This is a genomic window from Arthrobacter sp. yr096, from assembly GCF_900108925.1.
Lineage (GTDB): Bacteria > Actinomycetota > Actinomycetes > Actinomycetales > Micrococcaceae > Arthrobacter.
Genome location: NZ_FNYI01000011.1, coordinates 25471 through 44907, shown reverse-complemented (window position 1 = coordinate 44907; position 19437 = coordinate 25471). Strand labels below are relative to the sequence as shown.

Genomic DNA, 19437 nt, shown 5'->3' with positions numbered 1-19437 from the left:
TTTGTGTCCGGCAACGCTTCTTCCCGAACTAGTTGCGTGCGAACGCGGCAGGAACGGCGCCGCGGTCAGCGCCTTTAACGATGGGTACACGGACTGCGTTACCCCATTCGGTCCAGGAACCGTCGTAGTTGCGCACGGTGTCGAAGCCCAGCAGATACTTCAGGGCAAACCACGTGTGGCTTGAGCGTTCCCCGATGCGGCAGTACGCCACGACGTCGTCGCCGGCTTTCAGGCCGGCTTCGCCCAGGTAGAGGGCTTCGAGTTCTTCGCGGTTGCGGTAGGTACCGTCTTCAGCTGCTGCCCGGGCCCACGGAATGGAGGCCGCTGTGGGGATGTGACCGCCACGCAACGCACCCTCTTCCGGGTAAGCAGGCATGTGAGTGCGCTGACCCGTGTATTCCTCAGGCGAACGGACGTCAATGAGCGGGTTGCCCAGGTGCGCCAGGACGTCCTCCTTGAATGCGCGGATGGGGGCATCGTTACGTTCAACCTCGGGGTATTCGCCGGCTGAAGGCTGAGTAACGTCAGTAGTCAGTTCACGGCCTTCGGCGATCCACTTGTCGCGGCCGCCATCCAGGAGACGGACGTCCTCGTGCCCGAAGAGCGTGAAGACCCACAATGCGTAGGCCGCCCACCAGTTGGATTTGTCACCGTAGATGACCACGGTGCTGTCGCGGGAGATACCCTTGGACGCCGCCAGCGCGGCGAACGCGGTGCCGTCCACGTAATCGCGGGTGACCTCGTCATTCAGGTCGGTGTGCCAGTCGATCTTGACGGCGCCGGGGATGTGGCCGGTCTCGTAAAGGAGGACGTCTTCATCGGACTCTACGACTACCAGCTTGCCATCGGCAATGGCGCCGTCTGCAAGTGCTGCTGCGAGCCACTCGGTGGACACGAGGCGTTCAGGGTTTGCGTACGACGCAAACTTTTCGTTCTGTTCAACGGGGTAGGACATGATGATGGCCTTTCACTGACAACGGACGGAGCCAGGCCGTGGGAGGTGGTGCAGGTGCCAGCCCGGCGTGCTCCAACACTAACCACGGGCCGCGTGGAATGCTTCCCTCGGGTCATACGGTGAAACATGGGCTTGGTCACGTGTCCGTTCCGGGCCGTCCGATGCCGGTATTCTTGCTGGGGACCTAAAACCGAAGGAACGGACCACCGTGGTACAGATCGAACAACTGGCTGCCCGCACGCCGGCAGTCTCCGTGGAAGAACTCCTCAAGGGGTTCTACCCGTCTCCTCGATTCGGAGAGGTATCGTTCGACAGCTACCGGCCCGATCCTTCGCAGCCCAGCCAGGCCAACGCAGTCAAGTTGTTGTCTGCCTTCGCCGATGGCGTCGGCTCTGACGACGGCGGTGGGCTCTTCAAGAAGCTCTTCGCCAAGAAGGCCCCTGCCACCCGCGCGGGCATCTACCTTGACGGCGGCTTTGGTGTGGGCAAGACCCACCTGTTGGCTTCGCTGTGGCACAGGTCACCGGGACCCAAGGCCTTCGGAACGTTCGTGGAATACACCAACCTTGTAGGCGCGCTCTCGTTCCGTAAGACCGTCGAAGCGCTGAGTAGCTACAAACTGGTCTGCATTGACGAATTCGAACTCGACGATCCAGGCGATACGGTCCTGATGTCACGCCTCATGCGCGAGCTGGCTGACGCGGGCGTCAAGCTCGCAGCCACGTCCAACACCCTCCCGGGTTCCCTGGGCGAAGGCCGCTTTGCAGCCGTCGACTTCCAGCGCGAGATCCAGGTCCTCGCGGACCAGTTCGACGTCGTGAGGATCGACGGCGAGGACTTCCGCCACCGGGGTCTGCCCGCCGCTCCCGCACCTCTGAAGACCGAAGAACTCAAGCACCGTATGCGGGCCGAATTCGATGGCAAGACCGTAGCTGTGGATGATTTCCGCACCCTCGTAAACCACTTGGCCGCTGTCCACCCGAGCCGTTATCGGCAGCTCATCTCGGGCGTGGAAGCTGTGGTCTGGAGCGACGTCGAAACCATCACCGAGCAGGCAGTGGCCCTCCGCTTCGTGGTGTTGGCCGACCGGCTTTACGACAAGGACGTGCCCATCCTTGCCAGCGGAGTCCCATTCGACAAGCTCTTCACCGAAGAAATGATGACCGGCGGTTACACCAAGAAGTACTTCCGTGCCGTTTCCCGACTCACGGCGCTTGCCCGTGAGGCCCAAAACCACGAGCCTGCCTGATCTAGGACTTCTGAAGAGGCTCCCTGGTCTTCAACACCCAGCGAACCAGCAGGCCTCCGGCCAAGGCCCAGAAAGCAGCGCCAACACCGGCGAAGCTTAGGCCTGACGCGGCCAGCAGGAAAGTGATGCACGCTGGGATGCGTTCTTCAGCTGTTGCCAAGGCCGACGAGATGGATGACGCCAGAGTCCCCAGCAGTGCAAGTCCCGCAACTGCCTCAAGGAGTCCGGACGGTGCCGCGGCCACCAGGGTAACAAGCGCCGCGGAGGCGGCAGCAAGTACCAAGTAGGCGATCCCGGAAACGAAGGCTGCTATCCAGCGCCTGCTCTGGTCCTTGCCGGCTTCCTCACCCGCGGCCAGTGCCGCACTCAGGGCGGCCAGATTGATCGCATGACCACCGAAGGGTGCGCCCGCCACGGTTCCCGCGCCGGTAACCAGCATCGACGAGCGCCATGGCGTGGTGTATCCAAACGATTTAAGCACTGCCACCCCCGGGATGTTCTGTGACGCCATGGTCACGATGAACAAGGGGAGCGCCAGCCCTACGGCAGCCTCCACGGTGAACCCGGGAGTGGTCCACTCCAGCCTGGGGAGAAGGCCATCCACAGGGACGTGAACGCCGTTGGACACGATGTGGAAGCCGATCACTGCCAAGGCGACCAACAGTGAGGCCGGGACCGACCACCTGGGCGCGAACTTCATCAGGACAACCCAGCTCAGCACCACCGGCGCAATGAACATTGGTGCTGAGCCCAAGGTCTTGAAGGGTGCCAGACATAGGGGGAGCAGCACTCCTGCGAGCATGGCCTGTGCCAACGCCGTGGGAATCTTCGCCATGAGCCGCCCCAGAACGGGCAGCAGACCCGTCAGCACTATCAGGACCCCGACGATCAGGAATGCGCCCACGGCGGCCGGCCAGCCGCCGTCGACCATCCCGGCAGAGGCCAGCAGCGCTGCTCCGGGCGTGGACCAAGCGAGGGTTACCGGCATCCTGGATCGCCAGGCCAGCCAGAGAATGCCCAGGCCAAAAGTGAGGGTCAGGGCCAGCAACCCGCTGGAAGCCTGCGCCTGATTGGCCCCTACAGCCTGCAATCCGGCGAGGACAACAGCGAAAGACGAGGTGAAACCCACCAAAGCGGTGACGATGCCTGCCGTGATCGGAGGCCCCAGTGTTTCCCGGCTGGAATGGCTGCGGGTGGTGGGCGGGGAGACGGAAGGCATAGGGTCCAAAATACCTGACCCTTGGATGGAACTTGTGACCGTGAAGGTCGGGTTAAACGCCAAGGGCACCGGTGGCGCCTCTCGGCGGGACCGGTGCCCCCTTGACGTATCTGGTACGGCGGCTCAGGCAGCTATGGCTGCTTCGGCTCTTCCGTGACGGGAGCCTGTCCAGGCTGACCGTCGTTCTTGGCCACGAAGTCGGAAGCGGCATTCTGGACTTTGTCGACGTGACCGGCGTACTTGCCGCCCGTCTTCTGGTCCACAAAATCCCCGGCTTTTTCGATGCCATTCTTGATGGCTTCCTCGTTGCCTTGAATGAGACCCTGAGCCTTGCCCTTCAGGTCGTCAATTAAACCCACGGGCACCTCCCTTCCATCGCGGAGCCAGTTCGCTCCTCCGCGTCCGACCCTAACACCAGTTGACAGAGGTGCCAAGGGTCCAAGGGAGGCCTGTAGGCAACTATGCCAAGGGCGTACTTGTCACCTTGTGTCGTGGACTGTCAGGGTTCATGAGCGAGTGCCGGCGCCCGTAAGCAAAGTAGATGATCAAGCCGATGACCAACCAAACGCCAAACCGCACCCAGGTTTCCCAGTGCAACTGGAACATGAGGAACGCAGATGCGAGGACACCGAAGGCGGGAACAACCGGCATCAGTGGCAAGCGGAAGGTGCGCGGGGCATTGGGCTTGGTGTAGCGGAAGACAATCACAGAAACGCAGACCACCACGAAGGCCGCCAGGATGCCGATGTTGGTGAGGTCCGCCACTTCCTTAATGGGGAAGACTCCGGCGAGGAACGCTGAAGCAATACCGGCGATCCACGTAACGCGCTGCGGAGTACCGTGCCGGTCGGTCTTGGCGAACCAGCCGGGGAGCAATCCGTCGCGGCTCATCGAGAACCACACGCGGGTGACTCCCAGGAGGAACGTCAGCATCACAGTCAGGATGGACAGGACCGCAAATACCGAGATGATGGTGGCGATGACGGGCAATCCCACGCCCGTGAAGGCGGAAGCGAAGCCGGCGGTGGGATTGATGTCCTTGTAGTTCTGCATGCCGGTCAGGACAAGCGTGGCCGCAACATAAAGCAGCATGGCAATGATCAGGGACAGGATGATGGCCTTGGGCATGTGCTTCTTGCCATCCTTGGCCTCTTCCGCTGCCGTACTCATGGCGTCATAGCCAAAGACCGCGAAGAACACGGTCGCTGCACCGGCCACCACCGGACCGAATCCGCTGGGCATGAACGGGTTGTAGTTCTCTGTGTTCACATAGAAAATGCCCAGGCCGATGATGAACAGGATCAGGATGACCTTGATGGCCACCGCTACAAGTTCGAACCGGCCAAAAGCCTTGGTTCCACGGCTTAGGATCCATGTGACCAGGAGGCAAACGAGGATGGCGGGGAGGTTGATGATGCCGCCCTTGCCTTCATCTGCCGTGGACGTCATCCAGGTTGGCATGTGGATGCCGATGCCGGAGAGGAAGGCGTCGAAGTAGCCGGAGATGCCGATGGCCACGACGGCCACGATGGCGATGTACTCAAGCAGGAGATCCCATCCGATAAACCAGCCAATGATCTCGCCAAGGGCTACGTAGCCATACGTGTACGCCGATCCGGCGCGGGGGATCATGCCGGCGAATTCGGCGTAGGACAATGCTGCTGCTCCGGAGGCCAGGCCGGCGATGAGGAAGGAAAAGAGCACCGCGGGGCCTACGCCCGGGTTGCCCTCGCTGCCGTGGGCAACCAGTCCGGCGAGGGAAAAGATGCCGACGCCGATGATTCCGCCGACGCCGATAGCCGTCAGTTGCCAGAGGCCAAGACTCTTGAAGAGTCCGCTGTGTTTACTTTCTTCCTCGATATCGTCGATGGGCTTGCGCCTCAGGACGGACTTGGAAGCCGTCTGTTGATTCATGGGGGTACTCCTGCCAGTTGGCGTGGAACGGTGATGAGCTCGCAGTACATTATGCGAGTCGAATCACATTAGATAAAGCGAATTCTTCTGAGGGGTATCGGTTACTTCAAATAATGTATTGGGATCCAGCCGAATGTGGGCATAAAAAAAGCAGCTCCGAAGAGCTGCTTTTTTATTCTGGAGCGGACGACGAGATTCGAACTCGCGACATCCACCTTGGCAAGGTGGTGCTCTACCAGCTGAGCTACGTCCGCACATGCTGCCTGCCAGGCTCATGCCTGGCCTTCAACAACAAACAAGTTGCCTTGTTCTGGTGGGCGATACTGGGATCGAACCAGTGACCTCTTCCGTGTCAGGGAAGCGCGCTACCGCTGCGCCAATCGCCCGTTACCGGGTCCTTCTAAAGGAGAGCGGACGACGAGATTCGAACTCGCGACATCCACCTTGGCAAGGTGGTGCTCTACCAGCTGAGCTACGTCCGCACATGCTGCCTGCCTGGCAGATGCCTGGCCTTCAACAACAAACAAGTTGCCTTGTTCTGGTGGGCGATACTGGGATCGAACCAGTGACCTCTTCCGTGTCAGGGAAGCGCGCTACCGCTGCGCCAATCGCCCATGCATCCAGCCAAAAGCTGGAAGACATGGTTTTCACCGAGGTGGGTACGGGATTCGAACCCGTGTATACGGCTTTGCAGGCCGCTGCCTCGCCTCTCGGCCAACCCACCGTGTAAGCAGGATTCCGAGGAATTCTTGCCTTGACAGTGCCTTGCGAGCGGACGACGAGATTCGAACTCGCGACATCCACCTTGGCAAGGTGGTGCTCTACCAGCTGAGCTACGTCCGCAGTGTCATTTCGGCGGGCAGCCCTTCAGGCATTCCGTCGCTTTCCGACGAGTAAAAACTCTATAGGAGGTTGCTGCAAACTCCAAATCGGTAGCCTGCCTTTGGCGTCGAAGGTGCCTGGATCCTTGATTTTGCAAGGAACTTGGCGAGTTTCATGGCTGTAATTCCATGGTTGTAGTTCGCTCGGTCTGGTGGGTTTTGCATTCCGGCCATGGTCCGTTAGTGTTTTCTTTGCACCCGGGCGATTGGCGCAGTGGTAGCGCGCTTCGTTCACACCGAAGAGGTCACTGGTTCGAACCCAGTATCGCCCACCAAGATTGCCCCCGGACTTCCGGGGGCTTTTTGGGTTTCCGGGCTGCTCATCTGCACAGTGCTCACTACAACGAGCCAGGATGCGTTAGGACACGTCCTGGACAGGTCGCCGGTTATTGTCCCGTGAGGCATGTACTTGGGCGTCGCTGATGGGGCTTCCTGCAGAAGGCACAAGGCGACGCCGGGACCTCCAACGGGGGCGCGGCGTCGCCTTATTAATTGAGTGAAGTGGCCTAGAGGATGGGGCTCATGCCGTTCCAGCCGGAGCCAACCCGGACCTGCGGCAACCAGCCGCCTTTGCCGTTGCCGGGATACATCCACAGAATTCCTGCGGTATCGCGGGCAAGGACATCCGCGAATCCGTCGCCGTTGAAGTCACCGGGTCCGGTCAGTTCGGACATGGCGTTCCAGCCGGAGCCAACCCGGACCTGCGGCAACCAGCCGCCTTTGCCGTTGCCGGGATACATCCACAGAATTCCTGCGGTATCGCGGGCAAGGACATCCGCGAATCCGTCGCCGTTGAAGTCACCGGGTCCGGTCAGGTCGGACATGGCGTTCCATCCTGCGCCCACCCGGACCTGCGGCAACCAGCCGCCTTTGCCGTTGCCGGGATACATCCACAGGTAGCCGGACGTGTCCCGGGCTAGTAGGTCGGAGAATCCGTCGCCGTTGAAGTCACCGGGCACGGTCAGTTCGGACATGACGTTCCAGCCCGTGCCAACCTGCCTCTGGGGGAGCCAGTCGCCTGTTCCGTTGCCGGGATACATCCATAGGTTCCCTACCCTGTCGCGAGCCAATATGTCCGCGAAACCGTCGGCATCCTGTCCCTGACGAGCCTTGGGGTCTGGCCAGCTGCTGTCCATAACGATGACCTTGTCTAAATGCTCCAGCAGGACTTTGTCATGAACCGGGTCCACGACCATTCGGCCATGCCCGATGTTGAAGCTCCCGAGGCTCTGAAAACGGCCGTCCCTCGCTGCTATCAGCTCATAACCGCTCACGCTGCCACCGAGAGACTTCGCGAAGAAGAACGTTCGCGTTTCGGCGTCGTAAGTCAACATGCGCGCTCTATCGCTATTGGGGAAGAAGTCCGGGAACTGGGTTATTTTGCCGTCTTTGTACTCGACCAAGTCACCCATATTCCAAAACAGGAGGCGGTTTTCGACTGCATCGAAGGCAAGACTGGATATCGTGGGCAGCTCACCCCAGCTGTCTTTCGTAGGGATACCGTTGACGATGTGTTGGATCGCGTTGTAGGCGACTCCGCTGCTGCCGGTGCCTGCCTCGACCCGAACAAAAGCGGTGTGAGTCATCGAATCGACCACTATCTCACTCGGAAACTGCCCAAAGGGAAGTCGAACTGTGCTTGTGACACTTGCGTCGTTGATGAGGGCTACGCTGGCCCCGTCTATCTGTGACACGTAAGCCGTGTGGGTACTTGAATCCACGGCCACGTTGCCTGGTCCCCAGTCCACACTTACCGTATTGGTGACCGATGTCCCCTTGATAACCAAGACCTTGTGTTCCGATGTCGTGACGTAGACCGTATGGTCACCGGAATCGACCCCTATGAGGCGTGCTGTTCCATTAATCGGGATGGTGGCCGTGACCGTGGTGCCGTTGATGACAACCAGTGAATAGGTGGTCGGTATCTGTTGTGACTGAGCCTTGAGGATGTAAGCGGTACCGCTGGTCTCATCCACCGCCATATCGAGAATTTCTCCTCCGACCTCGATGGTGGCAGACACCGGATACGGCACATCCGCGGCGAAGGCAATATTTGAACTCCCTAGCAAGAATGCTGTCAGGACTGATAAGGCGCAGGCGCGCAGTAGGCTCTTTCGTCTCATAAAGCAGCACTCTACGGAGGCGAATTTCATGTGGATCGGAACGAGTTTCAATGTACTAAAACACGGCTGTCCTCGGTCGCCCTCAAAGAAACATGGCTGGCTGCCTGGGGGACGCCGATCTGATGCCTCTTGCGTCACGAATCCCGTGGACGCGCCACCCATCAGCATGCACGAACACGACGAATCGAAAGAGCCCTCGGCCGACGCGAGCCCTGCTTCGCCTTTTGGGGAGCTGGCCCTGACCGCCCCCATCCTCGCAGGCAAGCTCGCCAGGCTTTCCCCGGAGCAGCTCGCGCTGATCTTTCCGCGGATGAATTCTGTCGGTCCTCTGTGACACAGTCTTTATATGACTGCTCCACTGCTTGCCCACGCCACTGACTACGGACGGATGTATGCCCGCTCCACCACGGAACAATTTTCCGTGCCTTCCATCACCACGGTGATCGGCCAACAGGCCCATTCCTTGGATGGTTGGTTCAGTTACATGGGCGCCAGCAGCCTGGCTTCAGATCCTGAGCTTCCCGGAATTCTTGGAAGTCCCGCAAAAGTCCGGCAGGCGATCAACAAAGCCTCCAAGGCCGCCGAGGTTTACCGGGATGCGGCTGCAGCACGCGGGGATCGCGTTCACACGTACTGCGAACAGGTGGCTTTGCGGGCTCTGGGACGCCCCCATCGTATGCAGGAATGCCGGGACGATCTCGCGGCAAACGGCGAACAAGCTTTCGCCGCCCGTTTTGACGAGTGGTGGGAGCTGTACCGCGTTGAGCCACTGGCCCCGGAGATCACTGTTTGGAACAAGACAGTAGGCTACGCCGGAACACTGGACCTTGTGGCAAGGATCAATGGCCGTATCTGCCTGATCGACTACAAGACGAAGGGAACTACGCGGGACGGCACAGTCAAGGCCCTGGATGACAAAGTGGTCATGCAACTCGCCGCCGGGATGAAGGCAGAAGAAAGCCTGGTTGATCCAGTCGCCGGCGAATGGGAACCGTGGAAATACGGGGACAACCCCATGCTGCTGGCAGTAGCCATTGGTGAAACCGAAGTGCGTCCACAACGAGCCAACCCGGAAATCCTCAAACACCACTGGTGGAAGTTCTGTGCCCTGCGGCGTGTATGGGAAATGTCTGCAGACGTCACTGCAGCCGGACAGGCGTTACTGCCGATTGCCCCTCCCGTGTTCGCTTCCGCCGGTGCTTCGCCTGCGAACAGCGGCAGTGCCATGACCTCAACTAAACTGGCTTAGGCCCAGCAACGCACGGAGCCGGGTTTGACGATCGTGAGGACTGACAGCACATGGCAATTTTGAGTATCCGAATCATCGGGGATCCGGTGTTGCGCACCGTGGCGGACCCCGTTACCGATTTTGGTCCTGAGCTCGCCAAGCTGGTAGCCGACATGACCGAAACCATGGAGGACGTTGACGGTGCAGGCTTGGCCGCGCCCCAAATCGGCGTCAGCCAGCGTGTATTCACTTACCGCATCGGGGGAGTGGAAGGCCACATCATCAACCCGGTCTTGGAAAACAGTGAAGACTTCCAAGCTGACGAGGTGGAAGGATGCCTTTCCATTCCGGGTCTCGGTTTTCCCGTGCGCCGTCACCGCGCTACGCGGGCAACAGGTGTTGATCTGAACGGCAACCCGGTCACGGTGGAAGCGGAAGGCATGCTTGCCCGCTGCTTCCAGCACGAGACGGATCACCTCGACGGCGTGTTGTACACGGACCGGTTGGAAGGGGAGGACCGCAAAGCTGCCCTCCGCGCTATCCGAAACGCCAATTACCACGCCATTACAGAACAGACCACGTCCAAGCGTGCCACCACAGTGGGCTCAAGTTTCGGTGGCGGCAGTTTCGGAGTTCCCGAGTGAGAGTACTCTTCGCAGGAACTCCTGCCGTAGCAGTACCGTCGTTGGATGCCTTGCTCAAGGCGGGCTTTGACGTGGTGGCCGTCCTGACGAGGCCGGACGCGCCACTGGGCCGCAAACGGGTGATGACTCCTTCTCCAGTGGCGGCGCGTGCCGGGGAATTGGGAATCGACGTCATTCGCGCGGCGAAAGTGGACGCCGATACCACGGCACGCATTGCAGAATTCGCACCCGACGTCGCCGCCATTGTGGCCTACGGCGGCATTGTTCCGAGGGCCGCTCTGGGAGTTCCCACGTACGGTTGGGTCAACCTGCATTTCTCCCTTCTGCCAGCGTGGAGGGGCGCTGCTCCCGTTCAGCGGTCCATTATTGCCGGAGACGACGTCACCGGCGCCGCGACGTTCCAGCTTGAGGAAGGCCTTGATACTGGCCCCGTGTTTGGAACTCTCACTGAGACCGTCCGTCCGGAAGACACCGCCGGTGATCTCCTCGAACGGCTGTCCATCAGCGGGGCAGTGCTTCTGAGCCAGACGCTCTCCGCCATCGACGCGGGACAGGCGGCTCCGCAGCCGCAAACCGGAGAGGTCTCCCTGGCGCCCAAACTGACACTCGAAGACGGGCGCATGGACTGGCAGCAGCCGGCACTTGCCCTGAACCGCCGGGCGCGCGGCGTTACCCCGGAACCGGGAGCCTGGACCACGCTGGAAGGCCAGCGGATCAAGCTTGAACCCGTGGAACTGAGGCCGGAGGTCAAGGACCTCGCGCCAGGAACCATCAGAATTGACGGCAAATCCGTTCTGGTAGGTACCGGGTCCCATGCAGTGGAACTTGGCCGGATTCAGCCGGCCGGTAAGAAAATGATGTCATCGGCTGATTGGGCCCGCGGCCTGGCAGCACCCGAGAGAGTGGTATTCGAATGAGCGAGTCCGGCCGCCGAGGCCCCAACAACAGCGGGAGCCGGGACAGCGGCGGGGCGGGAAACCGAGGTTCACAGGGCAACCGGGGAGCCGGAGGGCAGAGCAGACGCAACGCCCAGGGCAGGGAGCGGAACAGGGGCCCCCAGAAGGGCTTCTCCAACAATGCTCCGTCCCAGCGAACCCGCCGTGCTGATCCTGCGCGATTGGTGGCCTTTGAAGTGCTCCGTGCTGTGGCTGCCGAGGACGCTTATGCCAACCTCGTCCTTCCCGCACGCATCCGCGAGCACCGGCTCGACCGCCGTGATGCTGGGTTCGCCACCGAGCTGAGCTACGGGGCGCTTCGCGGCCAGGGCACCTACGATGCCATCCTGGCTCGCTGCGTGGACCGCCCCCTCGCGCAACTGGATCCGGCAGTCCTGGACGCTCTGCGGATTGGCTCGCATCAGCTCCTGTCCATGCGCGTTCCCGCCCATGCTGCCCTGGACCAGACCGTTGGCTTGGCCCGTGCCGTCATTGGCGCCGGACCGTCAGCCCTCATCAACGCGGTACTCCGCAAAGTCACTGCCCACAGCATGGATGAGTGGCTGGGCATTTTGTTGGAGCAGGAAACTGACGAGACAAGAATCGCCGCCCTGCGCCACGCCCACCCCGAGTGGATTGTCCGCGCATTGCGTCAGTCGCTGGTGAATCACGGACGACCCAAGACCGACATAGATGCTCTGCTGGAGGCCGACAACGCAGCGCCGGTGGTCAACCTTGTGGCGTTGCCGGGTCTGGGAGACCTGGAGGAGGCCTTTGAGAATGGAGCCACCGCCGGTGAATTGGTGGAGGGTTCCGCGCTGTCCGCAGGCGGAGACCTCGGACGATTCGAATCGGTCCGGCGCGGCACCACGCGCGTGCAGGATGTCGGATCGCAGTTGGTGGCGCGTGCATTGGCCGGCGTCGAGCTGGGAGAGTCTCCCGCCCACGGCGAACGGTGGCTTGACTTGTGTGCAGGTCCTGGTGGCAAAGCCGCGCTGCTCGCCGCCTTGGCTCATCGCGACGGAGCCACCCTTCTGGCAAATGAGCCCGCACCTCACCGGGCCAAGCTCGTTCAGCAGGCTCTTTCCGCAGTTCCCGATGAATCGTGGACTGTTAGAACCGGAGACGGACGTGACGTCGGAACCGAGCAGCCCGAGGCATTCGATCGCGTCCTGGTGGACGTTCCGTGCAGTGGTCTGGGGGCGCTGCGCCGACGCCCGGAGTCACGGTGGCGCCGCTCGCCCAAGGACATTGGAGACCTCGGTCCGCTGCAGCGTGAACTCCTGAAGTCTGCGATTGATTCCGTGAAACCTGGCGGTGTGGTGGCCTATGTGACGTGCTCTCCGCACCCAGCGGAAACCACCGCGGTGGTTAGCGACGTGCTCAGCAAGCGCGAGGACCTTGAACTGATCGACGCCGGAAAAGCACTGGATGATGTCAGCCTTACCGGCAACCTTGGCGCAGGTCACGAACTCACGGCACAGCTGTGGCCGCACGTCCACCAAACGGACGCAATGTTCCTGGCGATTATCCGCAAGAAAGCGTAGTCACCTACACCTGGCTGCCGTGGCCGGATTTCCTTGGCCTTGGCAGTCGTCTTCCGACCCACAACTCACCCGAAGGGGCTGCCTTGTCTGAGTGCTGTATCAATCCGAGCATCCTGTCTGCGGACTTTGTTAATCTTGAGGCCGAACTGCAGCGGATCAGCAACGCCGATGCCGTCCATGTGGACGTTATGGACAACCATTTTGTGCCCAATCTGACGCTCGGCTTGCCAGTGGTCCAGAGGATTCAGGCGGTGAGCCCGGTTCCGCTGGACGCACACCTGATGATCTCCGACGCCGACCGCTGGGCACCTGCCTACGCGGACGCCGGTGTCGCGTCAGTGACGTTCCACGCGGAGGCCGCCATGGCGCCGGTCAAGTTGGCCCGCGAACTGCGTGCCCGTGGTTCCAAAGCCGGGATGGCGCTGCGGCCCGCAACCCCGGTGGAGCCCTACCTGGACATGCTCAGCGAACTGGACATGCTGTTGATCATGACCGTGGAGCCTGGTTTCGGTGGACAGTCATTCCTGGATATCACCTTGCCTAAGATCAGGCGTGCCCGGGCCGCAGTAGAGGACTCGGGTATTGGGGTCGCCATTCAAGTGGACGGCGGCATCACCGAGGAGACCATCATCCGGGCTGCTGAAGCAGGCGCAAATGTCTTTGTTGCAGGTTCGGCCGTCTATGGTCACCAGGATCCCGCGGCCGCCATCGATCGGCTTCGTGCAGCAGGCCAGGCTGCGGCCTCGGCGAAAGCCTGACGACCGTCACCACATGTTACGAAGATGGCCGGGAATAGCCCGGCCATCTTTGTAGTTGTGGCAGAATAACAACACACATACGTGCTCCGGGGTCGGTGTAAGTCCGAACCGGCGGTTATAGTCCGCGACCCGTGAGCCATGGCATTCCGAGTGATTGGAATGTAATGGCGAACGGTTGAACCGGTGGAATTCCGGTACCGACAGTTAAAGTCTGGATGGGAGAAGCACGTACAGTCATGCCGTGGGCGGTCCTTTAGCGACGCCCGGCATTGCGCTGTCGTACACCCCCGGAGTCATCGCGGCTTACTGGGAAGGAACGGCATGGATTTTCTGCGATGGCTCTTCGAAGCACAGATCCCCGTTGGGGGATCTGCTCTTGTCTTACGCGAAGTGCTAGGTAACATTTTTGGGCTGCTCAGCGCCCTCGGCGGCATGCGCCGCAAAGTCTGGGCTTGGCCAATCGGCATTCTAGGCAACATCCTCCTGCTCACGGTCTTTCTGGGCAACGTGTTTGGCGCGGCTGCGCCCGCCACGCTTTGGGGCCAGGCCGCGCGGCAGATCATGTTCATTGCAGTTGCGCTTTACGGCTGGTACCGCTGGCGGCAAGGCCAGCAATCCAGCTCGCAGGGACGGGCCATTGTTCCTGGATGGGCCAGCAACAAAGTCCGCATTGCACTGATCGGCGCGATGATCGCCGGCACAGCTGCCCTGACCCCGGTTTTTGATTCCCTGGGCTCCTACCCACCGGTCTGGGCCGATGCCTGGACCTTCATGGGATCTCTCCTGGCTACGTACGGCATGGCCAAGGGCTGGACGGAATTCTGGCTTATTTGGGTGGCCGTGGACATCGTTGGCGTGCCGCTGCTCTTCAGCGCCGGCTATTACGCCAGTGCGGTCATGTACTTGTTCTACGGCTTCTTTACCCTGACTGGCTTCTTTGTGTGGTGGCGTGCCGAAAAGCGTGAACGGGACAGTCGTGTTGCCACCAAGAATGCAAGCCCGGCTCCCACCGTGGGAGCTGCACAATGATTGCTGGGAAAAACCGTTACACGGGTGCGGAGAGTGCAGCCATGGATGCCGCGCTGACTGCCGCACTTGCCGGTCCGCGCGGAGCCAATCCCTTGGTTGGTGCGGTGATCCTCAGCCGCCAAGGTGAACAACTCGCTACGGGTTACCACCGCGGAGCCGGAACGGCCCATGCCGAGGCGGACGCAATTTCCGAGGCACGCAAGCAGGGGATCGACATCAGCGGGACCTCCATGGTTGTCACGTTGGAGCCCTGCAACCATGAAGGCCGCACAGGTCCTTGCGCGCAGGCAATCATTGATGCCGGAATCGCCAAGGTGATTTACGCCGTCGACGATCCCCATGACCCCGCAGCGGGCGGCGCCCGAACCCTTCGCGCCGCCGGGGTTGAGGTCCAGTCCGGGCTGGGCGCAACGGAGGCGTTCGGCTTGAACCGGGAATGGTTCGACGCCGTTGCCGCCAAGCGTCCATTCGTCACGCTGCATATCGCCCAGACGCTGGACAGCCGTATTGCTGCGGTGGACGGCACCAGTCAATGGATTTCCAGCCCGGAATCGCTCGCGGACAACCACGGGTTGCGTGAACTCATCGACGCGATTCTGGTAGGTACCGGAACAGTGCTGATCGACAACCCGCGGCTGACGGCCAGAACTGCGGACGGCGAACGTTCGCAGCGACAGCCCATCCGCGCTGTCATGGGCCTGCGGAAGGTGCCGGACGATGCGGCAGTCCGGGGAACAGATGGTCGCTTTGTCCACCTGCCCACAAGGGACCCGGCCGCGGCCCTGGGCACGCTGTTCGACCAAGGCGTCCGGCATGTCATGGTCGAAGGAGGTTCGTCGATCCTGAGCACCTTCCTGGCGGCGGAACTGGTGGACGAACTGATTGTCTATCTGGCGCCGACGCTGCTGGGTTCCGGAACTCCGGCACTCAACGACCTCGGGATCACCACCTTGACCGCCGCCCAGCAATGGTCGTGGGACGAAGCAGGCGGCGGGGCAGTCCGGACCCTCGGCAAGGACCTTCGTCTGCACTTACGGCCCACCCGGGCCAGCCATATCAAGAATTCCATTCCGCGCAGTGAAGCTGCGGAATATGTCACAGGAGGACACTGATGTTTACGGGAATCGTCGCCGAGCAAGGCACCGTGCTGGGGATTGAGCATGATGGAGATGCCAGTGCCACCTTGCGTTTGAAAGCTCCAACCACCACAGGCGACCTGGCGTTGGGCGGATCCATCGCAGTCAATGGTGTTTGCCTGACGGCTACGCAGATTCACGGTCAGGATTTCAGTGTGGATGTCATGGGCGAGACACTCATTCGCACCACTATCGGCGAACTCGCGGCCGGGGACACCGTGAACCTGGAGCGTTGCGTTCCCGCAGGCGGCCGCCTGGACGGCCACGTCGTACAAGGCCACGTGGACGGCGTAGGTGAACTGTTGGAACGTGAACCTTCGGGCAACTGGGACCGCCTTCGCTTCGGGGTCCCCGCCCCGCTGGCACGCTACATCGCGGAGAAGGGTTCGATCGCCGTCGACGGTGTTTCCCTGACGGTGACCGCCGTCAGTGCCGCGGCGGAAACCGCGCCGTGGTTTGAAGTGGGACTGATCCCCACCACGCTGGAGGAAACCGGGTTGGGAGCAAAGCCAGTGGGCGGCCGGGTGAACCTGGAGGTAGATGTGCTGGCCAAGTACACCGAGCGCTTGCTGTCCTTCGCGCCGCAGCAAGGAACCGACCGATGAGCGCCCCCGCCAAGACGCCGGCGTCGGCGCAGCGTACGGGTCTTGATCCTGTTGAAGCTGCAATCGCTGCCATGGCGGCCGGGAAGGCGGTGATAGTGGTGGACAACGAGGACAGGGAAAACGAAGGCGACATCATTTTCGCCGCCCAGCACGCCACGCCGGCCCTCATGGGGTGGACCATCCGTTATTCATCCGGCGTCATCTGCGTCCCCCTGGCTGGCGACCGCGCCGACGCCCTGGTGCTGCCGCCCATGGTGGAGATCAACGAAGACGCCAAGGGCACTGCCTACACAGTGTCCTGCGATGCTGCGAGTGGAGTCAGCACCGGCATTTCGGCAACGGATCGAGCCCTGACGGCACGGATTTTGGCAGATCCGAGCAGTTCGCCGGCGTCAATCACGCGTCCCGGGCATATTTTCCCGTTGCGGGCCGTTAAGGGGGGAGTGCGTGAACGTCCGGGTCATACGGAAGCTGCCGTGGACCTGTGTCGGCTTGCCGGGCTGGCCCCGGTGGGCGTGATCGCAGAGTTGGTACATGACGATGGTGAAATGATGCGCTTGGACAGCCTGCGTGGGTTTGCCGCCGAGCATGGATGCCCCCTCATCTCCATTGAGGACCTGGTGTCGTATGTGGAAGCGGTAGAGTCCCAGGCGGCACATGTTTCACGGGGAGACGAGGAGAAGCGATGACCGCATCGACCACACGCAATAGTGACCACACGGGCCCGGCGCCGCACCCCGTCAGTGGTGGGCCGATCGTGCAGTTGCCCACAGCATTCGGTGACTTTGTGGCCCAGGCATGGACGGACCATGTCACCGGCGTGGAACACCTCGCCGTGAGTTCTCCCAACCCGCCCAAGGACGGCAAAGCGCCTCTCGTCCGGTTGCACTCCGAGTGCCTTACCGGCGACGTTTTCGGTTCCTACCGCTGTGATTGCGGCGAGCAGCTCGCCTTCGCCCTGGAGCTCATCCACGCCGAAGGCGGCACGTTGCTCTACCTGCGCGGCCAGGAAGGCCGTGGCATCGGGTTGGCCAACAAGATCAAGGCCTATGCCTTGCAGGAAGCGGGCTTTGACACGGTTGAGGCCAACGAGCAGTTGGGTCTGCCCGTTGATGCCCGCTCGTACACTGCCGCGGGCCAGATCCTGGCCGAAATGGGACTCCACGAAGTCCGGCTGCTGAGCAATAACCCTGACAAGCAGCACCGCTTGGACAAGGCCGGAGTTACCGTCGTGGAAATGGTGCCCACCGAGGTGCCCTCACGCGAACAGAACCTGCGTTACCTGCAGACAAAGAAGGACCGGATGGACCACCGGTTGACGCTCGATGTCGAGCCCGTCAGCAATGGCAAGACCCCTTCTGCCCACACCTTTGACAACAACCAAGACTGAACGGACCCACACCACACCATGAGCGGACACGGCGCGCCCACTATCGACCTCACCACCCTCAACCCGGAGGAAACTTCGCAGCTCAAGCTGGCCATCGTGGCGGCAAGCTGGCACACACAGATCATGGACGGCTTGGTTGACGGTGCGCTTCGCGCCGCCAAGGAAGCCGGCATTGCAGAACCCACCCTGTTGCGCGTTCCGGGCAGCTTCGAGCTCCCGGTTGCCGCTGCGAGGCTCGCGCCGCACTTTGACGCCGTCGTTGCACTCGGAGTGGTCATCCGGGGAGGCACGCCCCACTTCGACTACGTCTGCCAGGCCGCGACGTCGGGTCTTACCGATGTCAGCGTTCGCACCGGTGTGCCGGTTGGCTTTGGCGTTCTCACCTGCGACACCGAACAGCAGGGGCTCGACCGGGCAGGCTTGCCGGGTTCCCAGGAAGACAAAGGCCACGAAGCTGTCACGGCCGCCCTCTCCACTGCTGTGACCCTCAAGCAGTACAGCTAGGGCCACCGGCTGACGAAGGGGATGTGCATGTGTCTTCACTCACATCCCCTTCGTCATGCAACGCCCCAACAAGCGGTGGCAGCCCCCGAGCCAGTAGTCTGGAAGGCGTGAAGAATTTCGAGACGCTGTTCGCAGAACTGAGTGAGAAAGCAGCGACCCGCCCGGCAGGCTCGCGCACGGTTGCCGAACTGGACTCCGGAATCCACGGCATCGGCAAGAAGGTGGTCGAAGAGGCCGCAGAAGTGTGGATGGCCGCGGAGTACGAAACGGACGAAGCTGCTGCTGAGGAAATTTCCCAGTTGCTGTACCACCTGCAGGTCCTCATGCTCGCCAAGGGCCTCAGCCTGGAGGACGTTTACAAGCATCTCTAGCCACGCCACTCCGCCGTCCCCCAGGCGGAGGCCGCTGCGTGGCCAACGTGCCTGAAAACCTCCATTCCAAAGAGAAAGTCTCCCAATGCTCCGTGTAGCAGTCCCCAACAAGGGATCCCTGTCCGAAGCCGCCTCGGCAATGCTTTCCGAGGCCGGCTACCGCCAGCGCCGCGACTCCCGCGAACTGGTCATGGTGGATCCCGATAACGACATTGAATTCTTCTTCCTCCGTCCCCGCGACATCGCTGTCTATGTAGGCCAGGGAACCTTGGACGTCGGTATCACCGGCAGGGACCTCCTGCTTGACGCGAAGGTCGAAGCCGAGGAAATACTTCCCTTGGGATTTGCCCCGTCAACTTTCCGTTTCGCTGGCCCCGTGGGTGACTTCGCCGGCGTCGAGCAGCTTGAAGGAAAGCGTCTGGCCACCAGCTACGACGGCCTCCTGCGCGACTACCTCGCCGATCGAGGCGTGAACGCGAAGGTTGTCCGCCTGGACGGAGCCGTGGAATCTTCGGTGCGTCTCGGTGTCGCTGACGCGATTGCCGACGTCGTGGAAACCGGCAACACCCTCAAGGCTGCCGGCATGGAAATCTTTGGCGACCCCATCCTGAAATCAGAAGCTGTGTTGATCCGCCGCTCCGGTTCGGGTGGCGCTGCCAACGGCACGGTAAAGGAAATCGAAATCCTCATCCGGCGCCTGCAGGGTGTTCTCGTGGCACGCCAGTATGTGCTGATGGACTACGACATCCGCAAGGACCTGGTGGAAGACGCTGCAGCACTGACCCCTGGGCTTGAATCGCCCACTGTGTCCCCGCTCCGTGATTCCGAGTGGGTTGCGGTCCGGTCCATGGTTCCCAAGAAGGAAACCAACCGCATCATGGACGAGCTCTACGACCTCGGCGCCCGTGCCATCCTGGTCAGCAGCATTCACGCCTGCCGGATCTGATCC

General features: G+C 61.5%; 20 protein-coding genes, 7 tRNA genes and 1 riboswitch. Of the genes, 16 read left to right on the top strand and 11 right to left on the bottom strand.

Annotated features, from left to right (window positions below):
• Positions 1 to 28: 28 nt before the first annotated feature.
• Entirely contained in the window at positions 29 to 955 is a 927-nt protein-coding gene (locus tag BMY91_RS20745) for a sulfurtransferase (protein ID WP_090825384.1), read from the bottom strand.
• A 208-nt stretch (positions 956 to 1163) separates the two neighbouring features.
• On the opposite strand from BMY91_RS20745, the gene zapE reads away from it, so the two are divergent.
• Entirely contained in the window at positions 1164 to 2204 is a 1041-nt protein-coding gene (zapE, locus tag BMY91_RS20740) for a cell division protein ZapE (protein ID WP_090825382.1), read from the top strand.
• A 1-nt stretch (position 2205) separates the two neighbouring features.
• Here zapE and BMY91_RS20735 read toward each other — a convergent pair whose 3' ends face one another.
• The 9 genes from BMY91_RS20735 to BMY91_RS20695 all read right to left on the bottom strand — a co-directional run bounded on the left by BMY91_RS20735 (position 2206) and on the right by BMY91_RS20695 (position 6180).
• Positions 2206 to 3423: a benzoate/H(+) symporter BenE family transporter gene (locus BMY91_RS20735; protein ID WP_090825380.1), complete on the bottom strand. Its 1218-nt coding sequence runs from the start codon at positions 3421 to 3423 to the stop codon at positions 2206 to 2208.
• 131 nt (positions 3424 to 3554) lie between these two features.
• A complete protein-coding gene (locus BMY91_RS20730) occupies positions 3555 to 3788 on the bottom strand; it encodes an antitoxin (protein ID WP_090825378.1) in 234 nt (77 codons plus the stop codon).
• A gap of 94 nt (positions 3789 to 3882) precedes the next feature.
• The gene (locus BMY91_RS20725) at positions 3883 to 5337 is read right to left on the bottom strand and encodes an amino acid permease (RefSeq protein ID WP_090825376.1); all 1455 of its coding nucleotides are present in this window, start codon (positions 5335 to 5337) and stop codon (positions 3883 to 3885) included.
• Positions 5338 to 5515: 178 nt separating this feature from the next.
• A tRNA-Gly gene (locus BMY91_RS20720) sits at positions 5516 to 5591 on the bottom strand.
• A gap of 57 nt (positions 5592 to 5648) precedes the next feature.
• Positions 5649 to 5723: transfer RNA gene (locus BMY91_RS20715), tRNA-Val, on the bottom strand.
• Positions 5724 to 5746: 23 nt separating this feature from the next.
• A tRNA-Gly gene (locus tag BMY91_RS20710) sits at positions 5747 to 5819 on the bottom strand.
• 57 nt (positions 5820 to 5876) lie between these two features.
• Positions 5877 to 5951: transfer RNA gene (locus tag BMY91_RS20705), tRNA-Val, on the bottom strand.
• 39 nt (positions 5952 to 5990) lie between these two features.
• Positions 5991 to 6061 (bottom strand) — tRNA-Cys (locus BMY91_RS20700).
• A 46-nt stretch (positions 6062 to 6107) separates the two neighbouring features.
• Positions 6108 to 6180: transfer RNA gene (locus BMY91_RS20695), tRNA-Gly, on the bottom strand.
• A gap of 238 nt (positions 6181 to 6418) precedes the next feature.
• On the opposite strand from BMY91_RS20695, the gene BMY91_RS20690 reads away from it, so the two are divergent.
• Positions 6419 to 6493: transfer RNA gene (locus tag BMY91_RS20690), tRNA-Val, on the top strand.
• Between the two features lie 231 nt (positions 6494 to 6724).
• Here the strand turns inward: BMY91_RS20690 and BMY91_RS20685 are convergent.
• Positions 6725 to 8341 carry an FG-GAP-like repeat-containing protein gene (locus BMY91_RS20685; protein ID WP_256212854.1) on the bottom strand — a complete coding sequence of 539 codons (1617 nt, stop codon included), beginning with the start codon at positions 8339 to 8341 and terminating at the stop codon, positions 6725 to 6727.
• Positions 8342 to 8486: 145 nt separating this feature from the next.
• Between BMY91_RS20685 and BMY91_RS23555 the strand changes: the two genes are divergently transcribed.
• The 14 genes from BMY91_RS23555 to hisG all read left to right on the top strand — a co-directional run bounded on the left by BMY91_RS23555 (position 8487) and on the right by hisG (position 19434).
• Positions 8487 to 8675, top strand: a complete 189-nt coding sequence (locus BMY91_RS23555) for a hypothetical protein (protein WP_254779831.1) — start codon at positions 8487 to 8489, stop codon at positions 8673 to 8675.
• Positions 8676 to 8687: 12 nt separating this feature from the next.
• Positions 8688 to 9590: a cytochrome gene (locus BMY91_RS20680; RefSeq protein WP_090825372.1), complete on the top strand. Its 903-nt coding sequence runs from the start codon at positions 8688 to 8690 to the stop codon at positions 9588 to 9590.
• A gap of 50 nt (positions 9591 to 9640) precedes the next feature.
• Positions 9641 to 10213 (top strand): peptide deformylase, encoded by a 573-nt coding sequence (gene def, locus BMY91_RS20675; protein WP_090825370.1) that lies wholly within the window; start codon positions 9641 to 9643, stop codon positions 10211 to 10213.
• Complete coding sequence (gene fmt, locus BMY91_RS20670; protein WP_090825368.1) at positions 10210 to 11130, top strand: methionyl-tRNA formyltransferase; 921 nt, start codon at positions 10210 to 10212, stop codon at positions 11128 to 11130. The genes def and fmt overlap by 4 nt, the downstream gene beginning before the upstream one ends.
• The gene (locus tag BMY91_RS20665) at positions 11127 to 12695 is read left to right on the top strand and encodes an RsmB/NOP family class I SAM-dependent RNA methyltransferase (protein WP_090825366.1); all 1569 of its coding nucleotides are present in this window, start codon (positions 11127 to 11129) and stop codon (positions 12693 to 12695) included. Before fmt ends, BMY91_RS20665 begins: the two co-directional genes overlap by 4 nt.
• Before the next feature lie 83 nt (positions 12696 to 12778).
• Positions 12779 to 13453 carry a ribulose-phosphate 3-epimerase gene (gene rpe, locus BMY91_RS20660; protein WP_090825364.1) on the top strand — a complete coding sequence of 225 codons (675 nt, stop codon included), beginning with the start codon at positions 12779 to 12781 and terminating at the stop codon, positions 13451 to 13453.
• A gap of 77 nt (positions 13454 to 13530) precedes the next feature.
• Positions 13531 to 13685, top strand: a riboswitch (FMN riboswitch).
• Positions 13686 to 13774: 89 nt separating this feature from the next.
• Positions 13775 to 14482 (top strand): nicotinamide riboside transporter PnuC, encoded by a 708-nt coding sequence (pnuC, locus tag BMY91_RS20655; RefSeq protein ID WP_090825362.1) that lies wholly within the window; start codon positions 13775 to 13777, stop codon positions 14480 to 14482.
• Entirely contained in the window at positions 14479 to 15594 is a 1116-nt protein-coding gene (ribD, locus tag BMY91_RS20650) for a bifunctional diaminohydroxyphosphoribosylaminopyrimidine deaminase/5-amino-6-(5-phosphoribosylamino)uracil reductase RibD (protein ID WP_090825360.1), read from the top strand. Before pnuC ends, ribD begins: the two co-directional genes overlap by 4 nt.
• The gene (locus BMY91_RS20645) at positions 15594 to 16223 is read left to right on the top strand and encodes a riboflavin synthase (protein WP_090825358.1); all 630 of its coding nucleotides are present in this window, start codon (positions 15594 to 15596) and stop codon (positions 16221 to 16223) included. Before ribD ends, BMY91_RS20645 begins: the two co-directional genes overlap by 1 nt.
• Positions 16220 to 16912, top strand: coding sequence for a 3,4-dihydroxy-2-butanone-4-phosphate synthase (ribB, locus tag BMY91_RS20640; protein ID WP_090825356.1), 693 nt, complete (start codon positions 16220 to 16222; stop codon positions 16910 to 16912). The genes BMY91_RS20645 and ribB overlap by 4 nt, the downstream gene beginning before the upstream one ends.
• Positions 16909 to 17613 (top strand): GTP cyclohydrolase II, encoded by a 705-nt coding sequence (gene ribA / locus BMY91_RS20635; protein WP_090825354.1) that lies wholly within the window; start codon positions 16909 to 16911, stop codon positions 17611 to 17613. Before ribB ends, ribA begins: the two co-directional genes overlap by 4 nt.
• Before the next feature lie 18 nt (positions 17614 to 17631).
• Positions 17632 to 18117: a 6,7-dimethyl-8-ribityllumazine synthase gene (ribH, locus tag BMY91_RS20630; RefSeq protein WP_090825352.1), complete on the top strand. Its 486-nt coding sequence runs from the start codon at positions 17632 to 17634 to the stop codon at positions 18115 to 18117.
• 107 nt (positions 18118 to 18224) lie between these two features.
• Positions 18225 to 18488: a phosphoribosyl-ATP diphosphatase gene (locus tag BMY91_RS20625; protein ID WP_090825350.1), complete on the top strand. Its 264-nt coding sequence runs from the start codon at positions 18225 to 18227 to the stop codon at positions 18486 to 18488.
• A gap of 85 nt (positions 18489 to 18573) precedes the next feature.
• The gene (gene hisG, locus BMY91_RS20620; RefSeq protein WP_090825348.1) at positions 18574 to 19434 is read left to right on the top strand and encodes an ATP phosphoribosyltransferase; all 861 of its coding nucleotides are present in this window, start codon (positions 18574 to 18576) and stop codon (positions 19432 to 19434) included.
• The last annotated feature ends 3 nt before the right edge of the window (positions 19435 to 19437 follow it).

Coding starts and splice junctions, on each gene's coding strand:
- ribB (WP_090825356.1), top strand. CDS start 16,220: ATGAGCGCCCCCGCCAAGACGCCGGCGTCGGCGCAGCGTACGGGTCTT.
- ribA (WP_090825354.1), top strand. CDS start 16,909: ATGACCGCATCGACCACACGCAATAGTGACCACACGGGCCCGGCGCCG.
- BMY91_RS20735 (WP_090825380.1), bottom strand. CDS start 3,423: ATGCCTTCCGTCTCCCCGCCCACCACCCGCAGCCATTCCAGCCGGGAA.
- hisG (WP_090825348.1), top strand. CDS start 18,574: ATGCTCCGTGTAGCAGTCCCCAACAAGGGATCCCTGTCCGAAGCCGCC.
- ribD (WP_090825360.1), top strand. CDS start 14,479: ATGATTGCTGGGAAAAACCGTTACACGGGTGCGGAGAGTGCAGCCATG.
- BMY91_RS20645 (WP_090825358.1), top strand. CDS start 15,594: ATGTTTACGGGAATCGTCGCCGAGCAAGGCACCGTGCTGGGGATTGAG.
- def (WP_090825370.1), top strand. CDS start 9,641: ATGGCAATTTTGAGTATCCGAATCATCGGGGATCCGGTGTTGCGCACC.
- BMY91_RS20685 (WP_256212854.1), bottom strand. CDS start 8,341: ATGAGACGAAAGAGCCTACTGCGCGCCTGCGCCTTATCAGTCCTGACA.
- BMY91_RS20745 (WP_090825384.1), bottom strand. CDS start 955: ATGTCCTACCCCGTTGAACAGAACGAAAAGTTTGCGTCGTACGCAAAC.
- pnuC (WP_090825362.1), top strand. CDS start 13,775: ATGGATTTTCTGCGATGGCTCTTCGAAGCACAGATCCCCGTTGGGGGA.
- BMY91_RS20665 (WP_090825366.1), top strand. CDS start 11,127: ATGAGCGAGTCCGGCCGCCGAGGCCCCAACAACAGCGGGAGCCGGGAC.
- ribH (WP_090825352.1), top strand. CDS start 17,632: ATGAGCGGACACGGCGCGCCCACTATCGACCTCACCACCCTCAACCCG.
- BMY91_RS20680 (WP_090825372.1), top strand. CDS start 8,688: ATGACTGCTCCACTGCTTGCCCACGCCACTGACTACGGACGGATGTAT.
- BMY91_RS20725 (WP_090825376.1), bottom strand. CDS start 5,337: ATGAATCAACAGACGGCTTCCAAGTCCGTCCTGAGGCGCAAGCCCATC.